This is a genomic window from Mycobacterium sp. 1482292.6 (assembly GCF_001672995.1).
GTDB lineage: Bacteria > Actinomycetota > Actinomycetes > Mycobacteriales > Mycobacteriaceae > Mycobacterium > Mycobacterium europaeum_A.
On the sequence record NZ_LZKV01000021.1, the window covers coordinates 43,777 to 65,089 of the forward strand.

The window sequence follows — 21,313 nt, forward strand, 5'->3', positions numbered from 1 at the left end:
AGCCGCACGAAGCAAGATCTAATTACTTTTGCGATTGGCGCGCTGGCGCAGGTCACGGCGCATTTTGGCGATCGCGTTGATGGCCACGAACCCGCACGCGCAACCGCGGCAAATGGCAATCGGGTGAGGGTCCCATAGCGTCCGCGGACCCACAAAACTCGAAGTCGCTGTCAAAAGTTTGCGCTTTAATCGAACTGGGAACAGCGTGTCAAAACGAGCAGATGGCGCTTACGGGGAGATCATTACTTACAGCGTCTTCTCTTCGAGGGGTTGGCGAAATATGGCGTCGAATGACTGGCAGCCGGTAGTGCGCGTCGGGGAGCCGAGGTTCATAGCCGGCGTTGGCAATCGAATCAAAGTCGAAGTCAAAACTCGGGGTTGGCTAAGCCGCGACTGGCGCTGTTACTTCGGAACGCAAGTCTCGCAGCAACAACTTGATGCCCGGTATTCCTCCTATCCTTGCTGGGATGAAATCCAGCGGATCGAGGGTTCGTGCGCCGAGCACGATGCCGAGCGATACATCGAAATGATCGATGCCGCAATACATTACGCCAACACCAAGTTGCGTAGTGATGCGCTGCCGGTGGCCGTTATGCGCGGAGCGCGCACGGAACGGCGCGGGTGTGCGGTGCGGGAGCGCCAAGCCGAACTCGATGAGCTGGCGAAGAAGTTAGCGAAACCCGAGCTGTAACGCGGCCCGAGCAACGTCCGTGGCGCGGCAAGGGCGGCGCCCAGCTCCGACATCCGGCCCGTGAGCGGGCGCCCACCCCTTGTTTCACCAGGTCGACCCGGGCGTTCGACCGGCGCGGGCGAAAAGCAGCAGATAATGTTTTGATAAACACAGCATTGCTTGTAGATTCCGATATCCGTTGCGGGCCCCGCAAACGTTTCCGCCTTTGCGCCAGCGGTCGAATGCCCGCCTTTTCCTACCGGTTCTCGATATTCACGCTCGCACCGGCCGACTCGGGGTGCGGGGCGCGAAGTAGTCTTACCTCGCCCAAGACGCTGCCGCCGTTAAACCGGTGTGCCCAGGCGGATCCGCCACCAAGACCCGAAGCCGGAGGTGCCCGATGGCCCAGTCCGAACCGATCCTGTTCAACGTCACCAACCGGGTCGCGCTCATCACCGTCAACGATCCCGATCGGCGCAACGCGATCACCGCCGAGTCGTCGGGCCTGCTGCGAGAGGCGGTCGAGCGGGCCGAAGCCGATCCCGAGGTGCATGCCGTGGTGGTCACCGGGGCCGGCAAGGCGTTCTGCGCGGGCGCGGACCTCAGCGCCCTGGGCGCGGCGGGCGGCGGCGCCGCCGAGGCGGGCCTGCAGCAGCTTTACGACGGCTTCATGGCCGTCGGCGGTTGCCGGCTGCCCACCATTGCCGCCGTCAACGGCGCCGCGGTGGGCGCGGGTCTCAATCTGGCCCTGGCCGCCGACGTGCGCATCGCCGGACCCGCCGCGGTGTTCGACGCGCGATTCCAGAAGCTCGGTCTACACCCGGGCGGGGGCGCGACGTGGATGTTCCAGCGAGCCGTCGGCCCCCAGGTGGCGCGGGCCGCGCTGCTGTTCGGCATGCGCTTCGACGCCGACGCCGCCGTACAGCACGGCTTGGCGCTGAGCGTCGCCGACGATCCGGTAGCCGCGGCGCTTGAGCTGGCCGCCGGCCCGGCGGCGGCACCGCGCGACGTGGTGCTGGCGACCAAGGCCACCATGCGCGCCACCGTCAGCCCGGGATCGCTGGACAACGAGCAACACCAGCTGGCCATGCGCGCCGAGCTCGGCCCGCAGTCGTATTCCATCCAATCACCGGAATTCGCAAAGCGATTGGCCGCCGCGCAACGCCGGTAGGCCTCCCCCGCACGCGCGCAGATTGGGATCGGTAGCGCGGCGGACCGGCTGCACTTGCTGCGACGACGCCGACCGAAGTGGCGCCTGAGCAAAGGAATGCAGCGTGCACATCCACCACACCTTCACCCGGCTTGTCGCCGGGGCCCTGCTAACTAGTGGGCTCGCCACGGCGGGACTCGCGCTGACGGCGGGTACCGCGCAGGCCCGGCCGGCGCCGCCGCCGCAAGCGCATTGGTGCCCGAACCAGCCGTGGAACCCGGCCTGGGGCGAGAACAAGTACTGGAACCAATGTTGGGACACCGACAACCCTCCGCCGTACCCGCCCCCGCCGCCGTTTCATCAGCCGAACTTCAACTGTGGCCTGTTCTGGTGCCCCGTGCCGCCGCACTCGTGACCCGGCGCTCACAAGTCGAGCAACGCGGTCTCCGGTGCCTCGATCAGATCCCTTAGTTCGCAGACACATTGGGCGGCTTGCGCCCCGTCGGCGATGCGATGGTCGAACACACATGTCAACGACATCGTCGGGCGCACCACGATCTCGCCGCCCCGGACGACGGGCCGCGGCTTGATCGCTCCCATGCCGAGGATGGCGGCTTCGGGATGGTTGATCACCGGCACCCCGTCGTCCACACCCAGCGCCCCGAAGTTCGTCACGGTGAACGTCGAGCCGCGCAGCTCCCCCGGTCCCAGGCTGCCGGCACGCGCGCCGGCAATCAATTGGGCTGCCCTGCTTGCCAGTTCGCGGGTCGTCATCGTGTGGGCATCGGCGATCACCGGGACCAGCAATCCACGCTCGGTGGCCGCGGCGATGCCCAGGTGCACACGGTGCTCGACGCGCACCCGCGGTCCCTGCGGCGAGTCCACCCAGGTCGCATTCAACATCTCGTTGTGGCGCAACGCGATGACCAGCAAGCGCAACGTCAGGACGAAGGGTGTGATGGTCTCCTGCTCCGCGCGGAACCGGTCGGACAGCCGCAGCAGCTCCGCGCAGTCGACCTCGACACCGACTTTCGCCGGTGGAATCTCCTTGTGCGACAGCGTCATTTTCTCCGCCATCCGGGCCTGCACACCCTGGACCGGCCGCACGTCGGCGCCATGGCCGTTCCCGCCGGCCGCCGCCAGCACGTCCTCCCGAGTGATGATGGCGCCCGCGCCACCCTGCACCGAGTTGAGATCCACCATCAGCTCTTTGGCCAGCTTGCGCACCGGAGGCGCGGCCAGCGGGCGGGTGGTGCGCCGGCTGATGTCGATGCCGGAGTCGGCGCCATAACCGACCAGCGTCGGTGGCGCCGTCTCGGCGGCCGGCGAATCGCCGCCCAGCGGCGCTGTGTCGATCCGCAGCAGCACCGCCCCGACGTTGAGGACATCGCCTTCGGCGCCGTTGCGTTCGACGATGCGACCCGCGTACGGGCTGGGGATCTCCACTTCGGCCTTGGCCGTCTCCACCGTGCACAGCACCTGGTTGAGCTCGACGTCCTCGCCCACCGCCACGTGCCACTGCGTCACGGTGATTTCTTCCAACCCCTCGCCGAGGTCGGGGACCCGAAACGACTTGACCCGCTCGTCGTTCATGGCTGCCCCAGCACGCGCTCGACGCAATCAAGCAGCCGGTCGGGTCCGGGCAGCCACCACTTCTCCAGCCGCGCCGGCGGGTACGGGGTGTCAAACCCGCACGCGCGCAACACCGGGGCCTCCAGCTCGTAGAACAACTCCTCCTGGATTCGGGCGGCCAGGCCGGCCCCGTACCCCAGGCTCCGGGGGCCCTCGTGCATCACCACGCAGCGTCCGGTCCGGTAGATCGACGCGGCGACGGTATCGAAGTCCAGTGGCACCAGCGAGCGCAGATCGATGACATCCAGGCTCCAACCGCGTTGCCGCTGAGCCTCTTCGGCTGCTCCGACGGCCGTGCCGACCAGGCTGCCGTACGTCACGACGGTCACGTCGGTACCCGGCCGGCGCACCATCGCCCGTCCGATCGGTGGTTCGGGCCGGGTGACGTCAACCAGCCCGCGACGCTGGTAGCGGCGCTTGGGCTCCAAGTACATGACCGGGTCCGGGCAGGTGATCGCATGCCGCAGTAGCCAATAGGCGTCGGCGGGGCTGGACGGTACTACCACCTTCAGGCCGGCGGTATGGGCCCAATACGACTCGGTCGAGTCCGAATGATGTTCGGCGGCACCGATTCCCCCGAACGAGGGGATGCGCACCGTCACCGACATGTTGATTTCGCCGCGGGTGCGGGTGCGGTACTTGGCGAGGTGGCTGACCACCTGATCGAAGGCCGGGTAGGAGAACCCGTCGAACTGGATCTCGGGTACCGGCACGAAGCCGCGCAACGCCAGCCCCACCGCGATCCCGATGATGGCCGATTCGGCGAGGGGCGTGTCGAAGCAGCGTGCTTCGCCGAACGCCGCGGCCAGCCCCTCGGTGACCCGAAACACCCCGCCCTCGACCGATACGTCTTCGCCGAACACCAGCACCCGATCGTCGGCGGCCATGGCGTCGTGCAGGGCCCGGTTGAGCGCCTGCACCATGGTCAGCGACTGCGCGCCCAGCACGACGTGTTCTACTGCCGCGGCGAGCGTCTCGTCGTGGCCGGCCGGGCGATCAGCGAGCTGAGTCATGGATGCCTCTCAATCGCTTCGGTCGAGTTCGGCCCGCAGCTGCTGGCGCTGTGCCTCTAGCCCCGGTGTGATCTCGGCGTACACCGAGGTGAACACCTCGTCGATGTCGAAGTCGGGCGCGTCGAACACCGCGTCGCGCAATTCGGCCCGCATCCGCTTGGCTCGGGCCGCGACGCGTTCCTCCAACCGGTCCGACCACAGACCTTGGCCCTGCAGGTAGCTGCGGTACCGCGCGATCGGTTCCAGCGCCGCCCAGCGATCCACTTCCTCTTGCGTCCGGTATCGACTCGGATCGTCGGATGTGGTGTGCGGGGCCAGGCGGTAGGTGACCGCCTCGATCAACGTCGGCCCACCGCCGGCCCGGGCTCGGGCGGCGGCCTCGGCCGTCACCGCGTAGCAGGCCAAAACGTCGTTGCCGTCCACCCGTATTCCGGGCATTCCGTAACCAATCGCCTTGTGCGCCAGCGAGGGTGCGGCGGTCTGTCGGGATATCGGCATCGAGATCGCCCACTGATTGTTCTGCACGAAGAACAGGCAAGGCGTGCCGAACACCGCCGCGAAGTTCAACGCCTCGTGCACGTCTCCCACGCTGGTGGCGCCGTCGCCGAGGAAGGCCACCGTCACCGAATCCTCGCCGAGGCGTTGGGCGGCCATGGCCGCGCCCACGGCGTGCAGGGTCTGGGTGCCGATCGGAATCGACAGGGGGGCACAGCATTTCTTGGTGAACTCGAGGCCGCCGTGCCACGTTCCGCGCCACGCCGCCCCGACATGCCCCGGCGGGATGCCGCGCACCAAAAACGCGCCGAGCTCCCGATATTGGGGGAACAACCAATCCGTCTTGCGCAGGCACGCCGTGGCGCCAACCTGAGCGGCTTCCTGACCGCGGCAGGACGCGAACAGCCCCAGCTCCCCCTGCCGCTTGAGGTTGACGAATTCGCCGTCCAGCTCGCGGGTGACCACCATCATCTCGTAGAGCCAGCTCAGCGTCTCCGCGGGAAGCTCACGGCTATAGCGGTGTTCGGGCGTCGGTGTGCCATCGGGAGCGACGAGTTGCACCGGTTCCAGCTCGACAGCCATCGGCACCGAAGACATTTACGCCACACCGCCTCCCTCGCCGGGTGCCGCGAGCGGGAGTCGATCGCCAGCTACACGAAAGGCTTCGCTCGCCGCGACACTGACGTACCCACCATTATGCGCTCGAACGAGAAGAGACCGCGTTGATTGCGACGACGGCACAACGTGTCGCGCCTCGCCCACGCCGCGTTCGGGGAGCCGTCAGTCGGGGGCGGACTCGCCCGCCCTGCGCAACGTCATGTGCGCGTGCTTGAGCACCGGCGAGTCGACCATCTGTCCCTCGAACGCGAAGACGCCGCGTTCGGACCGCGCCGCGGTCAGCACCCGCCGCGCCCAGTCCAGCCGCTCCTCGCTGGGGCGGTACGCCTCGCGCACCACCGGAATCTGGCTCGGGTGGATGCACACCGTTCCGGCGAAACCCAGCGCGACGGCGTCCTCGGCCTCGGCCCGCAGGCCATCGAGGTCACGGATGTCCAGGTGCACGGCGTCGAGCGCGACCCGACCGAAGGTGGACGCCGTGAGCAGGGCCGTCGACCGCACGTGGTGCGCGACGTCGCGGTAGGTGCCGTCGGCCTTGCGGCTGGAGCTACCGCCGAGCGTGGCGACCAGATCCTCGGCGCCCCACATCAGCGCGACGGTGCCCGGTGCCGCCGCGATTTCGGTGGCGAACACCGCACCGCGCGGCGTCTCCAGCAGCGCGATCACATCGCGGGGCGCCAGCGCCGTCACCTGCGCGGCCGATTCCGTCTTGGACAGCATCACGGTGGTGTAGGCGGTGCCGGCCAGGGCTTCGAGATCCAGCGGGTATTCCGGGGTGTCGGCGGCGTTGACCCGCACGACGGTGCGCTCGGGATCCAGCGGCGTCTCCTGCAACGCCTTGCGCGCCGCGGGTTTATCCGCTTCGGCCACGCCGTCCTCAAGGTCGAGGATCACCACGTCGGCGGCAGCGGCGGCCTTGGCGAAACGCTCGGGACGGTCGGCCGGGCAGAACAACCAGCCGGGGCCGGCGGCTTGCAGGTTCACTTGACCTCCTGGCCGGCAGGGCGTTTCTGCACCAAGGTGGTGCGCACCGCCCGCGCGACGACCTCGCCGTCCTGGTTGCGTCCGGTGTGCTCGAGGGTGACGATGCCTTCGCCGGGCCGGCTCTTGGATTCCCGCTTGGCCGTGCAGACGGTTTCCGCGTAGAGGGTGTCGCCGTGGAAGACGGGCTTGGGGAAGGACACCTCGGAGAAGCCGAGGTTGGCCACGATGGTGCCAAGCGTAAGTTGCGACACCGACAGCCCCACCAGGGTGGACAGGGTGAACATGGAGTTCACCAGCCGCTCGCCGCGAAAGCCGGGTTGCTCGGCCGCCCAGGCCGCGTCCAGGTGCAGCGACTGGGTGTTCATGGTGAGCGTGGTGAACAAGACGTTGTCGGCCTCGGTGATCGTGCGGCCGGGCCGGTGCAGGTAGGTGGTGCCGATCTCGAACTCGTCAAACCACAAGCCCCGCTGGACAACTGATTTGGCCGGTTCGCTCATGACAGTCCCAGTGATCGCGCGATGAGCATCAGCTGCACTTCGGTAGTCCCTTCACCGATTTCGAGGATCTTGCTGTCGCGGTAGTGGCGGGCGACCGGATATTCGTTCATGAAGCCGTAGCCGCCGTGAATCTGCGTGGCATCGCGGGCGTTGTCCATCGCTGCTTCCGAGGCGATCATCTTCGCGATTGCCGCCTCCTTCTTGAAGGGCTTGCCCGCCAACATCTTTGCAGCAGCATCGTAGTAGGCCGTGCGGGCCACGTGGGCACGCGCCTCCATCCGGGCGATCTTGAAGCTGATCGCCTGGTAGGCGCCGATCGGCTGGCCGAACGCCTGGCGTTCCTTGGCATACTTGACGCTTTCGTCCACGCAGCCCTGCGCCGCCCCGGTTGCCAGCGCGGCGATCGCGATGCGGCCCTCGTCCAGGATCGACAGGAAGCCCGAGTAGCCGGTGCCCCGGGCACCCAGCAGGTTCTCCTGTGGGACGCGGGCGTCGTCGAAGCTCAACGGATGGGTGTCCGACGCGTTCCAGCCGACCTTGCTGTACACCGGTTCGACCGTGAATCCCGGTGTGCCGCTGGGCACGATGATCGAGGAGATTTCTTTCTTGCCGTTCGCATTGGTGCCGGTGACGGCGGTGACGGTGACCAGCGAGGTGATGTCGGTGCCGGAGTTGGTGATGAATTGCTTGCTGCCGTTGATCACCCACTCGCCGTTGTCGAGCCGGGCGGTGGTGCGCGTTCCGCCGGCGTCCGAGCCCGCCCCGGGTTCGGTGAGCCCGAAGCCGGCCAGCGCCCGGCCGGCGGTCAGGTCCGGCAGCCACTTCTGCTTCTGCTCTTCGGTGCCGAACCGGTAGATGGGCATCGCGCCCAGGCTGGCGCCGGCCTCCAGGGTGATCGCCACCGACTGGTCGACCTTGCCGAGTTCCTCGAGCGCCAGCGACAGCGCGAAGTAGTCGCCGCCCATGCCGCCGTACTCCTCGGGGAACGGCAACCCGAACAGGCCCATCTCCCCCATCTTGGCGACGACCTCGTACGGGAAGCTGTGCTCCTCATCGTGTTTGGCCGATACCGGAGCGACGACGGTGCGCGCGAACTCCGCGACCGTGTCGCGCAGGTCCTGGTATTCCTTGGGTAGGGTCCCCGCGGTAATGGATGTGGTCATGACGCGTCCTCACTCGAATCGCTTGCCGCGCCGGATTCAGCGGGCACCAGCCGGGCCAGCACCTGGTCCACCGTCACCTGATCGCCGACGGAGACCAGCACCTCCACCTGTCCGGAAACCGGTGCGGCAAGCGAATGTTCCATTTTCATCGCCTCGACGACGACCACCACGTCGCCTTCGGAAACGTCGGTGCCCGAGGATGCCTGAACCGCGATCACGCTGCCGGGCATCGGGCTGACGATCTCGGCCCGCTGCGCGCCCGCGGCGCGATGGATCTTGTTCTCCTCGGCCTCACGCAGGTGCCAGGTGCCACGCTCGTCGGCGATCCACAAGTGCCGGTCGGCTTCGGCCCAGTGGTATTCCCGGCGCAGCCCGTCCAGCGTAACGCTCATTCGCGATTGCTCGACTTGCGCTGCGGCGGAATATGTTTCACCGTCACCCACCCGAACACCGGCGGCCTCGGATGGCCCCCACACCGACACCGTCTCGGTGCGTAGCGGGGTGCGCATGTCGGTGCGAACCGGTGCGGGCCTGCCGCCGACCCGCCAACCCGTCGGCGCCGCCCACGGATTGCCCGCGAAGCGGCGAGCCCGCAACGCCAGCGCCGATTGCCGGTAAAGACCCGCCGCCGCGAGCACGTCATCGGGGGCCGGCACCGGAGCGAAGTCGGCCAGCCGCTCATCGAGCAGCGCGGTATCAAGGTCACCGGCACGCACGCGTTCGTCGGCCAGCAGAAACCGCAGGAATTCGATGTTGGTCTGCACGCCCAGGATCGCGGTCCGGCTCAATGCCCGGTCGAGTTTCGTCAGCGCCTCGTCGCGATCGGTCCCGTGGGCGATCACCTTGCTCAGCATCGGGTCGTAGTCACTGCCGACCAGCGTGCCCGCCCGCAGCGAAGAATCCACCCGCACACCGTCACCGGACGGCTCGAAGACCTGCAGCACCCGCCCGCCCGTCGGCAGGAATCCCCGTGCCGGATCTTCGGCATACACCCGGGCCTCGATCGCGTGCCCGCGCAATTCGACGTCGTCCTGGGCGAACGCCAGCTTCTCCCCGGCGGCGACCCGTAGCTGCCACTCGACCAGGTCCAGCCCGGTGACCGCCTCGGTCACCGGGTGCTCGACCTGCAGGCGGGTGTTCATCTCCATGAAGAAGAACTCGTCGGGCCGGGCCGCGGAGACGATGAATTCGACGGTGCCCGCACCGACGTAGTCGACGCTGCGCGCGGTGTTGCAGGCGGCCTCCCCGATGCGCGCCCGGGTCGCCTCGTCAAGCAACGGCGACGGCGCCTCCTCGATCACCTTCTGGTGGCGGCGCTGCAGGCTGCATTCGCGCTCGCCGAGGTGCACGATGTTGCCGTGCGTGTCGGCGAGCACCTGGACCTCGATGTGCCTGGGGCGCAACACGAATCGTTCGAGGAAGAGGGTGTCGTCACCGAAGGACGAGGCGGCCTCGCGCCGCGCGCCCACCAGCGCCTCGCGCAGCCTGCCCGGTTCTTCCACCAGGCGCATGCCCTTACCCCCGCCGCCCGCCGACGGTTTGATCAGCACCGGGTATCCGACCTCGTCCGCGGCCGCGACCAACTCGTCGTCGCTCAGGCCGGATTTGGCGACCCCGGGAACCACCGGGACGTCGAAGGCGGCGACCGCGTTCTTGGCGGTGATCTTGTCGCCCATCACCTGGATCGCCCGGGCCGGCGGGCCCAGGAAGACCACCCCGGCCCGCTCGCAGGCGGCGGCGAAATCGGCGTTCTCCGAAAGGAATCCGTAACCCGGATGGATCGCCTGAGATCCGGTACGCACGGCCGCCTCGACGACCCTGTCGATGTTCAGATAGCTCTCGCGCGCCGCCGCGGGGCCCAGTCGCACCGCCTCGTCGGCCTCGAGCACGTGGCGCGCGCCGTCGTCGGGATCGCTGTAAACGGCGACCGAGCGGATGCCCAGTCGGCGCAGGGTGCGGATCACCCGAACCGCGATCTCGCCCCGGTTGGCCACCAAAACGGTTTCGAACACTGCACTCACATCCGGAAGACGCCGTAGGAGACGGGTTCCAGCGGCGCTTGCGCGCACACCGAAAGGGCCAGCCCGACAAAGGTTCTGGTATCGGCGGGATCGATGATCCCGTCGTCCCACAGCCGGGCCGTGGAGTAGTAGGGGTTGCCCTGACTCTCGTATTGTTCGCGAATGGGCGCCTTGAACGCCTCTTCCTCGTCGGTCGACCACGGCTTGCCCGCGCCGGCGAGCTGCTCGCCGCGCACGGTGGCCAGCACCGACGCGGCCTGTTCGCCGCCCATCACCGAGATCCGGGCGTTGGGCCACATCCACAGGAAGCGTGGCGAATAGGCCCGGCCGCACATCGAATAGTTGCCCGCCCCATAGGAACCACCGATCACGACGGTCAGCTTGGGCACCCGCGCGCAGGCGACGGCGGTGACCATCTTGGCGCCGTGCTTGGCGATGCCGCCGGCCTCGTAATCGCGACCGACCATGAAGCCGGCGATGTTCTGCAAGAACAGCAGCGGGATCTTGCGCTTGTCGCACAGCTCGATGAAATGCGCGCCCTTCAAGGCGGATTCGCTGAACAGCACGCCGTTGTTGGCCACGATGCCCACCGGGTGGCCGTGGATGTGGGCAAACGCGGTCACCAGGGTCTTGCCGTAATTGGCCTTGAATTCGCTGAATTCGCCGCCGTCGACCAGCCGCACGATGACCTCGTGCACGTCGTAGGGCACGCGCGGGTCGGGCGGCACCACGTCGTAGAGCTCGGTCTGCACGCACCTGGGTGCGACCGGGGATCGCACCTCCCACGGGCTGGACCCGCGCGGACCGAAGGTGGCCGCGATCGCACGCACGATCCGCAGGGCGTGTTCGTCGTCGTCGGCGAGGTGGTCGGTGACACCGGAAACGCGGGAATGCAGGTCACCACCACCGAGGTCTTCGGCCGACACGATCTCGCCGGTCGCCGCCTTGACCAAGGGTGGACCCCCCAAGAAGATCGTGCCCTGCTCGCGGACGATGACGGCCTCGTCGCTCATCGCGGGCACGTAGGCGCCGCCGGCCGTGCATGAACCGAGCACCGCGGCCACCTGTGGAATCTCCTTGGCGCTCATGGTCGCCTGGTTGTAGAAGATGCGACCGAAATGCTCGCGGTCGGGGAACACCTCGTCCTGCCGTGGCAAGAACGCACCCCCGGAGTCCACCAGGTAGATGCACGGGAGCCGATTCTGCAGCGCCACCTCTTGGGCGCGCAGATGTTTTTTTACCGTCATCGGGTAGTAGGTGCCGCCCTTGACCGTCGCGTCGTTGGCGACGATCACGCACTCGCGCTCCGACACCCGGCCGATGCCGGTGATGATTCCGGCGCCCGGAGATTCGTCGCCGTACATGCCGTGGGCGGCCAGCGGGGAGAGCTCCAAGAAGGGGCTACCCGGGTCGAGCAGGCGGTCCACCCGTTCGCGAGGCAACAGCTTGCCGCGGCTGACGTGGCGTTCCCGCGCGCGCTCGTTACCGCCCAGCGCCGCCGCGGCCAGCTTGTCGTTCAGCTCGCCGACCAGCCGGCGGTGCTCGTCGGCGAACGACGCCTCGGCCTTCGCGGGCGAGGTCACCACGTTGTCCATCGCCGCAGCAGCCTCCTTGCCGTCGTGCGGTCAGGCAATTCTTGAGTTAATGCTCATTAACTCAAGGGGAGAATACCATCGTCGTCGTTGCCGGTCCAGAAACGATCGCACCAATCGGAAAACGTGAGTTAATCGCGAATAACTCGTGCTACGTTAGGGCCAGTTAATCAACGGAGGTTCGTCATGACAACGTCCGCCTCCGACGGTCAGGCGGGTGCCCCCGACGCTCCAAATCGCCGGAGTCAGTTGAAATCTGACCGCCGCCTACAACTTCTGTCCGCCGCCGAGCGGTTGTTCGCCGAGCGCGGGTTCCTCGCGGTGCGGCTGGAAGACATCGGCGCCGCGGCCGGCGTCAGCGGTCCGGCGATCTACCGGCACTTCCCGAATAAGGAGTCGCTGCTCGTCGAATTGCTGGTGGGTATCAGCACCAGGCTGCTCGCCGGTGCGCGGCGGGTGCGGGCCGACAACGCCGATGCCACCGCCGTGCTGGACGGGTTGATCGACTTCCATCTGGACTTCGTGTTCGACGAACCCGACCTGATCCGCATCCAGGATCGCGACCTCGCGCATCTGCCCGAGGCGGCCGAAAAGCAGGTGCGCAAATCCCAGCGTCAGTACGTCGAGGTCTGGGTGGGGGTGCTGCGGGAGCTCAATCCCGAGCTGGCCGAGGCCGACGCTCGGCTGGCGGCGCACGCCGTGTTCGGTCTGCTGAATTCGACCCCGCACAGCATGAAGTCCTCGGACGCCTCGCGCAGCAAGCCGGTCCGCACGGCGCGGTCGCGCACCGTCATGCGGGCGATGACGGTGGCCGCGCTCGCCGCCGGAAATCGCTGCCTCTGAGTTCCCCGTCGTAAGGTGACTCAGGGCTTTAACACTTCAGTACAGGTACCCTGCAAGCCATGAGGTGGACATGAACGATTCACGTCCCACCGAGCGGTTTAGCACGTCGCAGCCGGGGCCGCAGCAGCCGAGGTATTCGCCCTCCGCCGATCCCGCGTACGCCGACCAGACGCCGTACGGGCCGAGCTATGGCGGGACGACGTCATCACCGTGGGCGCCCAGTCCGAACGAGGCGAACACGACCAAGCGGCTGCCGGCCTACTGGCAGCAAGACCTGCCCCCGGCGAGCGAGCTGCCGCCCGGCATGGCTCCCCCGCCGCCCGACGCTCCGAAATCGTCGCGGTGGTTGTGGATCGGCGCCGGCGCGGCCGTGTTGCTGGCCGTCGCCTTGGTGATCGCGTTGGTGCTCGCGAACGACGCGATCAAGACCCAGACCGCGGTCCCGCCGTTGCCGGCGATGCCCGAGCCCAGCACGCCGACCACGACGACGTCGCCGCACCGGACCCCGTCGCTCATTCCGGCACCGATACCACCGACCAGCGTTCCCGCCCTGCCCCCCGAGACGACCGGGCCGGCGGCAATGCAGGATGTCGTCTACACCGTCTCGGGCGAGGGCCGCGCGATCAGCATCATGTACATCGACACCGGCGGCCTCATCCAGACCGAATTCAACGTGGCGCTGCCCTGGAGCAAAGAGGTCAGCCTGTCCAAGTCGGCCAATCACCCGGCCAACGTCACCATCGTCAACATCGGCCACAGCGTCACCTGCACGTTGACCGTCGACGGGGTGCAGGTCAGCAAGCGCGTCGGCGGCGGTCTGACGATCTGCGACGCCCGCGGCTAGCCGGCCGCGCCCGCTACGACGGCTCGGCCGCGGGTTGGGCGACCGCGGAGGCGCGCAGCGGGACCCGGACCGCCAGCATCGCCACCAGTCCGGCGACCAGCACCAGCGAAATCCCACCCAGGCCGGCCCGCACGGCGCCGAAGACGTCGACGAACACCGAGAACAGCCAGGGCGCGACGAACGCCACCGCCCGCCCGGTCATGGTGTAGAGGCCGAACGCGACGCCTTCCCGGCCGTGCTTGGCCATGTGCAGCAGCAGGGCGCGCGACGACGACTGCGACGGGCCGATGAACATGCACAGCAGCAGCCCGCACACCCAGAAGGCCACCGGGCCGGACAGCACCATCAGGGTCAGGCCCAGGACGATGATCGCGAGCAGTGAGGCCACGATGACGGGCTTCGACCCGACCCGGTGGTCGACGAACCCGCCCAGCACCGCCCCCACGGCGGCGACCACGCTGGCGGCCACCCCGAAGATCAACACGTTGGCCTGGGTGATGCCGTACACGTTGACGCCGAGCACCGCCCCGAAAGCGAAGATCGCCGCCAGCCCATCCCGGAAGAGGGCGCTGGCGAACAGGAAGTACACCAGGTTGCGGTCGCGCTTCCACTCCCCGCTGACCTCGGTCCACAACTTTCGATAGCCGCCCAGCATGCTGGTCGGCTGATACTCCTCCGAGGACGCGGTGAGCCGCTGCGCGACGAACAGCAGGGGCAGCGCCAACACCGCGAACCAGATCGCGGCCACCACCATCGCCTCGCGGACGTAAAGCCCGTCCCGCAAGGGAACTCGCAGCAGACCGCGCGTCGCGTCAGGACCGCCGCCGGACCCGGAGATGAACCCGGTGTAGATCACCAGCAGCAGCAGAACGCTTCCGACATAACCTGACGCCCAGCCGAACCCGGATATCCGCCCGGCAGTCTGCGGCGTCGAAAGCTGACGCAGCATGGCGTTGTACGGGACGCTGGCCAAATCGCCGCACGCCGCCGTCGCCCCCAGCAGCACCAGGCCCGCCCACAGGTAGCCGGGACGGTCGCGGATGAAGAACATCGCACCGGTCAGCGTCACCGCTGTGGCGGTCAGCACACTGAGCGCTACCCGCCGGCGGTGCGGGGATTCCACCCACACGCCGACGGCCGGCGCGAGCACGGCGACCGTCAGCCCGGCGATGGCCGCCGCGCGGCCCAACCAGCTCGCCGGGGTGGTGGTACCGGGTATCCCCACCCCAACGCTGCTGGTCAGATAGACGGAGAAGACGAAGGTCGCCACGATCGCGTTGAGGCCGGTCGAACCGCAGTCCCAGAGCGCCCAGGCCAGCACGCGCGATCGCGCGGGCGTGGCGGGATGCGACTCCGGCTGGCTCATGCCCGGCACTCTATAGGCGCCCGCGATCGCCCGCGGGCCGCGTTGCGCCCGCTGTCTACGATTGGCGCATGCCGTTACCCGCCCCAAGCGCCGAGGCGCGCGCCGTTGTCACCGGAGCTTCGCAGAACATCGGTGAGGCACTCGCCACCGAACTCGCCGCACGCGGACACCACCTGATCGTCACCGCACGTCGCGAAGACCTGCTCAAGGACCTGGCCGCCCGGTTGACCGGCAAGTACGGCGTCACCGTCGACGTGCGCCCCGCCGACCTGGCCGACCCGGGCGAACGGGCGAAGCTGTGCGACGAGCTGGCCGCCCGCCCCATCTCGATCCTGTGCGCCAACGCGGGCACCGCGACCTTCGGTCCGGTCGCCACGCTCGATCCGGCCGGCGAGAAGGCGCAACTGCAGCTGAATGTCCTTGGGGTGCATGACCTTACGCTGGCCGTGCTGCCGGGAATGGTCGAGCGGAAGTCCGGCGGCATCCTCATTTCCGGTTCGGCGGCTGGTAATTCGCCGATCCCCTACAACGCCACCTATGCGGCGACCAAGGCGTTCGCGAACACCTTCAGCGAATCGCTGCGCGGTGAGCTGCGCGGGTCCGGCGTCAACGTGACCCTGCTGGCGCCGGGCCCGGTGCGGACCGATCTGCCCGACGACACCGAGGCCTCGATCGTCGAGCGGCTGGTGCCGGACTTTCTGTGGATCTCGACCGAGCACACCGCGCGCGTGTCGCTGGATGCGTTGGCGCGCAACAAGATGCGCGTCGTCCCGGGTCTGACGTCAAAGGCCATGTCGGTGGCCAGCGGGTACGGCCCGCGCGCCATCGTGGCGCCCATCGTTGGCGCGTTCTACAAGAAGCTCGGCGGCGGATAGTTCCGGCGGCGGCGTAGCGGCGTCGTAGCGGCGGCGGCTCCCTGGGCGTAACGCAGCGGCGATTATCAGCCCGATTTTTCGCCGTGGCGTTACGGGCGCGACGAACGGCCAGCGCTACTTCCGGCGGCGGCGCCCGGTGCCGAAGATGTTTTTCACCACTTCACGTATCGCGGTGTTGATGCCGCTTTTCACCGTCGGGTTCTGCAGCACTTCCTCCCACATCGAGGGACCCTTTGGCCCCGCCGGCTCCGCCGGCTCCGGCATCGGCGGGACCGCCTCATTCGAGGGGACCGGCGGGTAGTCCGACTGGGTTTGCGGCGCCCGCGACGGGGCCCGAGCCGGCGGGCTGGCCTGCGGCTGCGCCGGTTGAGGCTTGGTCTCGCCGTAGGTGGCCTGCAGCGCACTGTTTTTCGCCGCCGACTGGATCGCGTCGTTGCCGATCGAGGCCATCAACGAGCGGGGCACTCGCATGCGGGTCCACGCGACCGGCGTCGGCGCACCCTTCTCGGACAGCACGGTCACCACCGCCTCGCCGATCCCCAGCGACGTCAACGCCGATTCCAGGTCGTAGACATCGGTTTTCGGGTAGGTCCGGACGGTCCTGCTCAGCGCCTTCTGGTCGTCGGGCGTGAACGCGCGCAACGCGTGCTGAATGCGCGCGCCCAACTGGGAGAGGATGTCGTTGGGAATGTCGGTGGGCAACTGGGTGCAGAAGAACACCCCGACGCCCTTCGACCGGATCAGCTTCACGGTCTGCTCGACCTGCTCGAGAAACGCCTTGGACGCGTCGGCGAACAACAGGTGCGCCTCGTCGAAGAAGAAGACCAGCTTCGGCTTGTCCACGTCGCCGACCTCGTCCAACACCGTGAACAGGTCGGCCAGCAGCCACATCAGGAAGGTCGAGAAGATGACCGGGCGCAACGACTGACCGCCGAACTCCAGCAGCGAGATGATGCCGCGGCCCGCGTCGACGCGCAGCAGATCGCGCGGGTCGAGCTTCGGCTCGCCGAAGAACGTGTCGCCGCCCTCGCCCTCGAGGTTCACCAGCGCCCGCAGGATCACCCCGGCCGTCGTCGACGACACTCCGCCAAGGGATTTCAGGTCTTCCTTGCCGGCATCGCTGGTCAGGTGGGTGATGACATCACGCAGCTGGTTCAGGGTCACCAGGGCGCTGTTGTTCTCCTTGGCCCAGTGGAAGATCAGCCCCAGCGTGGACTCCTGAGTGGCGTTGAGCCCCAGCACCTTTGACAACAGCACGGGACCGAAGCTGGCCACCGTGGCCCGGATCGGCACACCGACCCCATCGGTGCCCAGCGACAAGAACTCGACCGGAAAACCGGTCGGCTCCCAGTCGTCGCCGGTGTCTTTGGCCCGCGCGGCCGTCTTGTCGTCGCCCTTACCGGGCTGGGCAAGCCCGGACAGGTCGCCCTTCACATCGGCCATCAGCACGGGAACACCCGCGGCGCTGAGCTGCTCGGCGATCAGTTGCAGCGTCTTGGTCTTGCCGGTGCCGGTGGCGCCGGCCACCAGGCCGTGCCTGTTGATGGTGGCCAGCGGGATACGGATCTGTGCCGTTGGATCGGCCGCCCCGTCGATGACGACCGTGCCCAATTCGAGTGCCTGGCCACCGACGGCGTAGCCCTCGGCGATCCGCGTCGCGGCCGTGGCCGCTGAATCGGTGCTCATCGTGCTGCGCCCCTCTTCCCCGGTGATTCGGCATGCAGTTCGACAACGCTCACCCTACTTCTCCAGTTGAGACGCGGGCGAGGACCGGCGCGGGCGTCACCTGCGCGTAGTGCACTGGGTGGCGACCCGCCGCGCTTGCGATCGCCACTAGTCCGATGGTGGCGACCCGCAGCGCCCGGCTCCGCCGCGCTTGCGATCGCCACTGGTCCGACGGTGGCGACCCGCAGCGCCCGGCTCCGCCGCACTTGCGATCGCCACTAGTCTGAGCGCTGTGCGAGACGAACTGGTGTGGATCGACTGCGAGATGACCGGGCTTGATCTGGGCTCGGACAAGCTGATTGAGATCGCGGCGCTGGTGACCGACGCCGATCTGAACGTTCTCGGCGACGGGGTCGACGTGGTGATCCATGCCGACGACGCCGCGCTCGCGGCGATGGGCGACGTGGTCAGCGAAATGCACTCGCGCTCGGGGCTCACCGACGAAGTGCGGGCCTCGACCGTCGACCTGGCGACCGCCGAGGCGATGGTGCTCGACTACATCGGCGAACACGTCAAGCAACCCAAGACGGCGCCGCTGGCCGGAAACTCCATCGCCACCGATCGCGCCTTCATCGTGCGCGACATGCCCGCCCTGGACGCCTACCTGCACTACCGCATGATCGATGTGAGTTCGATCAAAGAGCTCTGCCGCCGCTGGTATCCGCGGATCTACTTCGGTCAGCCGGTAAAAGGCCTGGCCCATCGCGCTTTGGCCGACATCCACGAGTCCATCCGCGAGCTGCAGTTCTACCGCCAGGCCGCGTTCGTCGCGCCGCCGGGCCCGTCTACCAGCGAAATCGAGGCGATCGTCGCCGCCCTCGATGGCGGAAAAGACGCACCGGGACCAAACGATTCGGCCTCCGCGCCGCCGACCGGCTAGTATCGACGTCGCCGCTCGTTGACCGACATCGTGCGCAGGTCGGCTTGCGGCCGTGGTGGGTGTAGTTCAGTTGGTAGAGCGTCAGGTTGTGATCCTGAATGTCGCGGGTTCGAGTCCCGTCACTCACCCCACAGGTCAGGGAGCATCACCGCTCCCTGACCTTTTATGGTGTTACCGACTCGGCGCGATGCCGATGCACCCGTGAGTGGAAGGTAGTGACGAGACAACGCCCCGCCCCGCCCCGACCCCGGCGCCTGCGCCCGGGGGCAGCGGCCGTCGTGGGGGTCGCGCTGTTCCTCGCGGGTTGTGGCGGGTCGAGTCACACCACGACGACGGTCATGTCGACACTGCCACCGGAAACCAAGACGGTGACCAAGACCGTCGCCCCGCCACCCCCGCCGGGGCCCAAGACATCGATCGAGAACAACGGCACCTACATCGTCAACAAGGACATCGCGGCGGGCACCTACCGCAGCGATGGCGCCAAGTCCGGGTGCTATTGGGCGAGGCTGCGCAGCTTCGACACCAACGACATCATCGACAACAACGTCGGCGACGGCCCCCAGGTGGTCCGGATCCTGCCGACCGATACCGCGTTCATGACCCGAAGCTGCGGGAGCTGGCACAAGATCGACTGACCGCTACGTCAGGTGTTGGCGTTGCCCGCCTTCCACTGCGGCCACGGGATGTTCCAGTCGCCCAGCCCCTCGATCCCGGGCAGCGTCGGCCCGACCGTGTGCACCACCTCGACGATGTCACCGCTTTTGCTGTGGTCGTAGAACCACTCGGCGTTGCTGGGACTCACGTTCAGGCAGCCGTGGCTGGTGTTGGTGTGCCCCTGCGCGCCCACCGACCATGGCGCGGAATGGACGAAAACGCCGCTGTAGGACATCTGCGTGGCCCAGTCGACTTCGGTGCGGTATCCGTTGGGCGAGTTGACCGGAACCCCGTAGGTCGAGGAGTCCATGATGATGTGCTTGAACCGGGCGCCAATGATGTAGACGCCGTTGGCCGTTGGGGTGCTGTCCTTGCCCATCGACGTCGGCATGGTCTTGACAACATCGCCGTTGACCCGCACGGTCACCGTCTTGGTGGTGTCGTCGGCCGTCGAGATCACCTCGTCACCGATGGTGAAGTGCGTCTTGACGTTGTCCTCGCCGAACATCCCGTCGCCCAGGTCCACCCCGTAGGTGTTGACCGCCACGTCGATGGTGGTCCCTGACTTCCAGAAATGCTCTGGGCGCCAACGCACTTCGCGGTTGTTCAGCCAATAGAACGCGCCCTCGACCGGAGGGTTGGTGGTGATGTTGATGGCCTTCTGGGCCGCCGCCCGGTTGGCGATGTTCTCGTCGAAGCGGATCGCCACCGGCTCACCGATGCCCACCACCTCGCCGTCGGCCGGGCTGACGTAGGGCATGGTCAGGTGGGCGGGTGAACTGGTCTCGAACGACATCTGCTTGCTGGCCGCGCCGCCCAGGCCGGTTGCCTTCACGGTCAACGTGTAACGCCGGTTGTAGCCGAGCTGCTCGGTGGTCGACCACCGCAGGCCGTCGGGACTCAGCTGCCCGCTGATCGACCTGCCGTTCTCGTTGACCATGCTGACCGAGGCGAGCACGCCGTCGGCAACGCTCACCGTGACGGGCGCATCCACCGTCACACCGACGGCGCCATCGGTCACCGAGGCGGTGAGCTTCGGGACCAGCAGGTCGGCCAGCGGGGTGCCCTTGTCGAAGATGACCTTCGCCGGTGCCGCCGCGTGGTTGCCATCGCAGGCGGCGGTGAGCACAGCAATCGGAACGATGGCAGCCACCAGCCATGATCGGCGTTTCCGCAAATGCGCCATCCAGTGACCTTCCATTCAATTCTCCAGATGGTCACCGCTGACCAGCGAGGTAGCTGCAGGCATTCTAATGGCATCTGCCGACGCTCCCGTGCCAGCTGAGCCGGGGCGTCCGTTCGGTGTCATCGCCGCAATGAAATCGTCATTTCCGGCGCGGCCAACAGCCAGCGGCGCCGACTACGCCGGCAAGTTGGACTCTTCGTGCAGTTCGGCGTCGCCCCTGTCGCGGGCGCTGACGGCCTCGACGCGCGCGAGCTTGATGATGGCCGCGATCATCACCAGCGCCGCTGCCGTCAGGGCGATCATGCCGGGTCGACCGGTCTCAAGCGTCTCGCCGAGGACGACGACGCCCAGCACCGCCGCGACGACGGGCTGCGACACCTGCAGCGTGGGCATGGACGCGGTCAGCGGCCCGGCGCGAAACGCCGCCTGGCTCCACACCACGCCGCCCAGGGCGACAAGGATGCAGGCGTAGAGCTCCGGGGCGCGCATCACCGCGGCCGGCCCCTCGCCGAGCCGAGCGACGACCTCCTTGGTGAGCGCCGCAAAGGTGCCCCACAACGCCCCGGACACGAAGGCGAACAACATGGCGGCCACCGCGCCGCCCCGAATGCGGCCGGCCACCACACAGCCGATCAGGAGCGGCCCCAACACGATGGCCACCACCGCCCAGGTGCGAAGCGATGCGCCGCTATGGCCGGCTTGCGGATTGCCGACGACGACCACCACTGTCACCGCGGCGGTCAACAGCGCGGCCCACACCCATTCGCCTGCGGTGACGGCCCGGTGCGACAGCCTGGCGTTGAGGGGCAGCGCGAAGAGCACCGAAAACATCAGCAGCGCCTGGACCAGCAGCACCGAACCCTCGCCCAGGGCCGCGACTTGCAACGCAATGCTCGCCGCCAAGAGCAGTGTGCCCCACCACCACCGTTGGCTGCGAAGCAAATTGGCGAACAATTCGACGGAGCCTACCGCCCGGTCGGTGATGCGCTGGGCCGTGCGTTGCTGCAACACGTCGCCCGTGGCAATGCACAACGCGGAACTCAACGCGAGGAGAGCGGCGATCAGTGTGTGCGACATGAAAATCTCCGTGGGTGTCCGGCGT

20 protein-coding genes and 1 tRNA gene are annotated in these 21,313 nt (G+C 67.7%); 9 read left to right on the plus strand and 12 right to left on the minus strand.

The genetic code is table 11. The annotated features are described in order from the left end of the window. Positions 1 to 280 precede the first annotated feature (280 nt). The 3 genes from A5624_RS01315 (at position 281) to A5624_RS27925 (ending at position 2,235) form a co-directional block, all read left to right on the plus strand. Complete coding sequence (locus tag A5624_RS01315; protein ID WP_066860297.1) at positions 281 to 691, plus strand: hypothetical protein; 411 nt, start codon at positions 281 to 283, stop codon at positions 689 to 691. 379 nt (positions 692 to 1,070) lie between these two features. Beyond that, the gene (locus tag A5624_RS01320; protein WP_066860300.1) at positions 1,071 to 1,841 is read left to right on the plus strand and encodes an enoyl-CoA hydratase; all 771 of its coding nucleotides are present in this window, start codon (positions 1,071 to 1,073) and stop codon (positions 1,839 to 1,841) included. 103 nt (positions 1,842 to 1,944) lie between these two features. Next, complete coding sequence (locus tag A5624_RS27925) at positions 1,945 to 2,235, plus strand: hypothetical protein (protein ID WP_156748724.1); 291 nt, start codon at positions 1,945 to 1,947, stop codon at positions 2,233 to 2,235. An 8-nt stretch (positions 2,236 to 2,243) separates the two neighbouring features. On the opposite strand, the gene A5624_RS01325 is transcribed toward A5624_RS27925, so the two are convergent. The 8 genes from A5624_RS01325 to A5624_RS01360 all read right to left on the minus strand — a co-directional run bounded on the left by A5624_RS01325 (position 2,244) and on the right by A5624_RS01360 (position 11,826). Beyond that, entirely contained in the window at positions 2,244 to 3,413 is a 1,170-nt protein-coding gene (locus A5624_RS01325; protein ID WP_066860303.1) for a dihydrolipoamide acetyltransferase family protein, read from the minus strand. Beyond that, positions 3,410 to 4,465 carry a 3-methyl-2-oxobutanoate dehydrogenase subunit beta gene (gene bkdB, locus A5624_RS01330; RefSeq protein ID WP_066860308.1) on the minus strand — a complete coding sequence of 352 codons (1,056 nt, stop codon included), beginning with the start codon at positions 4,463 to 4,465 and terminating at the stop codon, positions 3,410 to 3,412. The genes A5624_RS01325 and bkdB overlap by 4 nt, the downstream gene beginning before the upstream one ends. Positions 4,466 to 4,474: 9 nt before the next feature. Further along, on the minus strand, positions 4,475 to 5,557 hold the full coding sequence (gene pdhA, locus A5624_RS01335) for a pyruvate dehydrogenase (acetyl-transferring) E1 component subunit alpha (protein ID WP_197497860.1): 1,083 nt from the start codon (positions 5,555 to 5,557) through the stop codon (positions 4,475 to 4,477). A gap of 183 nt (positions 5,558 to 5,740) precedes the next feature. Continuing rightward, positions 5,741 to 6,562: a CoA ester lyase gene (locus tag A5624_RS01340; protein ID WP_066860314.1), complete on the minus strand. Its 822-nt coding sequence runs from the start codon at positions 6,560 to 6,562 to the stop codon at positions 5,741 to 5,743. Beyond that, the gene (locus A5624_RS01345) at positions 6,559 to 7,059 is read right to left on the minus strand and encodes a MaoC family dehydratase (RefSeq protein WP_066860317.1); all 501 of its coding nucleotides are present in this window, start codon (positions 7,057 to 7,059) and stop codon (positions 6,559 to 6,561) included. Before A5624_RS01345 ends, A5624_RS01340 begins: the two co-directional genes overlap by 4 nt. Continuing rightward, on the minus strand, positions 7,056 to 8,222 hold the full coding sequence (locus A5624_RS01350) for an acyl-CoA dehydrogenase family protein (RefSeq protein WP_066860320.1): 1,167 nt from the start codon (positions 8,220 to 8,222) through the stop codon (positions 7,056 to 7,058). The genes A5624_RS01345 and A5624_RS01350 overlap by 4 nt, the downstream gene beginning before the upstream one ends. After that, positions 8,219 to 10,234, minus strand: coding sequence for an acetyl/propionyl/methylcrotonyl-CoA carboxylase subunit alpha (locus tag A5624_RS01355; protein ID WP_066860324.1), 2,016 nt, complete (start codon positions 10,232 to 10,234; stop codon positions 8,219 to 8,221). The genes A5624_RS01350 and A5624_RS01355 overlap by 4 nt, the downstream gene beginning before the upstream one ends. A gap of 5 nt (positions 10,235 to 10,239) precedes the next feature. Beyond that, the gene (locus A5624_RS01360) at positions 10,240 to 11,826 is read right to left on the minus strand and encodes a carboxyl transferase domain-containing protein (RefSeq protein WP_066860377.1); all 1,587 of its coding nucleotides are present in this window, start codon (positions 11,824 to 11,826) and stop codon (positions 10,240 to 10,242) included. Positions 11,827 to 12,021: 195 nt separating this feature from the next. On the opposite strand from A5624_RS01360, the gene A5624_RS01365 reads away from it, so the two are divergent. Next, positions 12,022 to 12,678 (plus strand): TetR/AcrR family transcriptional regulator, encoded by a 657-nt coding sequence (locus A5624_RS01365; protein WP_082990462.1) that lies wholly within the window; start codon positions 12,022 to 12,024, stop codon positions 12,676 to 12,678. A gap of 64 nt (positions 12,679 to 12,742) precedes the next feature. Then, positions 12,743 to 13,522 carry an MmpS family transport accessory protein gene (locus tag A5624_RS01370; protein ID WP_082972523.1) on the plus strand — a complete coding sequence of 260 codons (780 nt, stop codon included), beginning with the start codon at positions 12,743 to 12,745 and terminating at the stop codon, positions 13,520 to 13,522. Positions 13,523 to 13,535: 13 nt separating this feature from the next. Here A5624_RS01370 and A5624_RS01375 read toward each other — a convergent pair whose 3' ends face one another. Continuing rightward, complete coding sequence (locus tag A5624_RS01375; RefSeq protein ID WP_066860329.1) at positions 13,536 to 14,888, minus strand: MFS transporter; 1,353 nt, start codon at positions 14,886 to 14,888, stop codon at positions 13,536 to 13,538. Between the two features lie 68 nt (positions 14,889 to 14,956). Here A5624_RS01375 and cmrA point away from each other — a divergent pair, with 68 nt between their 5' ends. Beyond that, positions 14,957 to 15,763: a mycolate reductase gene (cmrA, locus tag A5624_RS01380; protein ID WP_066860333.1), complete on the plus strand. Its 807-nt coding sequence runs from the start codon at positions 14,957 to 14,959 to the stop codon at positions 15,761 to 15,763. A gap of 114 nt (positions 15,764 to 15,877) precedes the next feature. Here cmrA and A5624_RS01385 read toward each other — a convergent pair whose 3' ends face one another. Beyond that, a complete protein-coding gene (locus A5624_RS01385; RefSeq protein WP_066860336.1) occupies positions 15,878 to 17,449 on the minus strand; it encodes a helicase HerA-like domain-containing protein in 1,572 nt (523 codons plus the stop codon). Positions 17,450 to 17,720: 271 nt separating this feature from the next. Between A5624_RS01385 and orn the strand changes: the two genes are divergently transcribed. The 3 genes from orn to A5624_RS01400 all read left to right on the plus strand — a co-directional run bounded on the left by orn (position 17,721) and on the right by A5624_RS01400 (position 19,006). Next, positions 17,721 to 18,368: an oligoribonuclease gene (orn, locus tag A5624_RS01390; protein ID WP_066860339.1), complete on the plus strand. Its 648-nt coding sequence runs from the start codon at positions 17,721 to 17,723 to the stop codon at positions 18,366 to 18,368. Between the two features lie 55 nt (positions 18,369 to 18,423). Beyond that, positions 18,424 to 18,499, plus strand: a tRNA-His gene (locus A5624_RS01395). Positions 18,500 to 18,583: 84 nt separating this feature from the next. After that, complete coding sequence (locus A5624_RS01400) at positions 18,584 to 19,006, plus strand: hypothetical protein (protein ID WP_369806973.1); 423 nt, start codon at positions 18,584 to 18,586, stop codon at positions 19,004 to 19,006. An 8-nt stretch (positions 19,007 to 19,014) separates the two neighbouring features. On the opposite strand, the gene A5624_RS01405 is transcribed toward A5624_RS01400, so the two are convergent. Beyond that, the gene (locus A5624_RS01405) at positions 19,015 to 20,226 is read right to left on the minus strand and encodes an Ig-like domain-containing protein (RefSeq protein ID WP_066860342.1); all 1,212 of its coding nucleotides are present in this window, start codon (positions 20,224 to 20,226) and stop codon (positions 19,015 to 19,017) included. A gap of 159 nt (positions 20,227 to 20,385) precedes the next feature. Beyond that, positions 20,386 to 21,288, minus strand: a complete 903-nt coding sequence (locus tag A5624_RS01410; protein ID WP_066860346.1) for a DMT family transporter — start codon at positions 21,286 to 21,288, stop codon at positions 20,386 to 20,388. Positions 21,289 to 21,313: the final 25 nt, after the last annotated feature.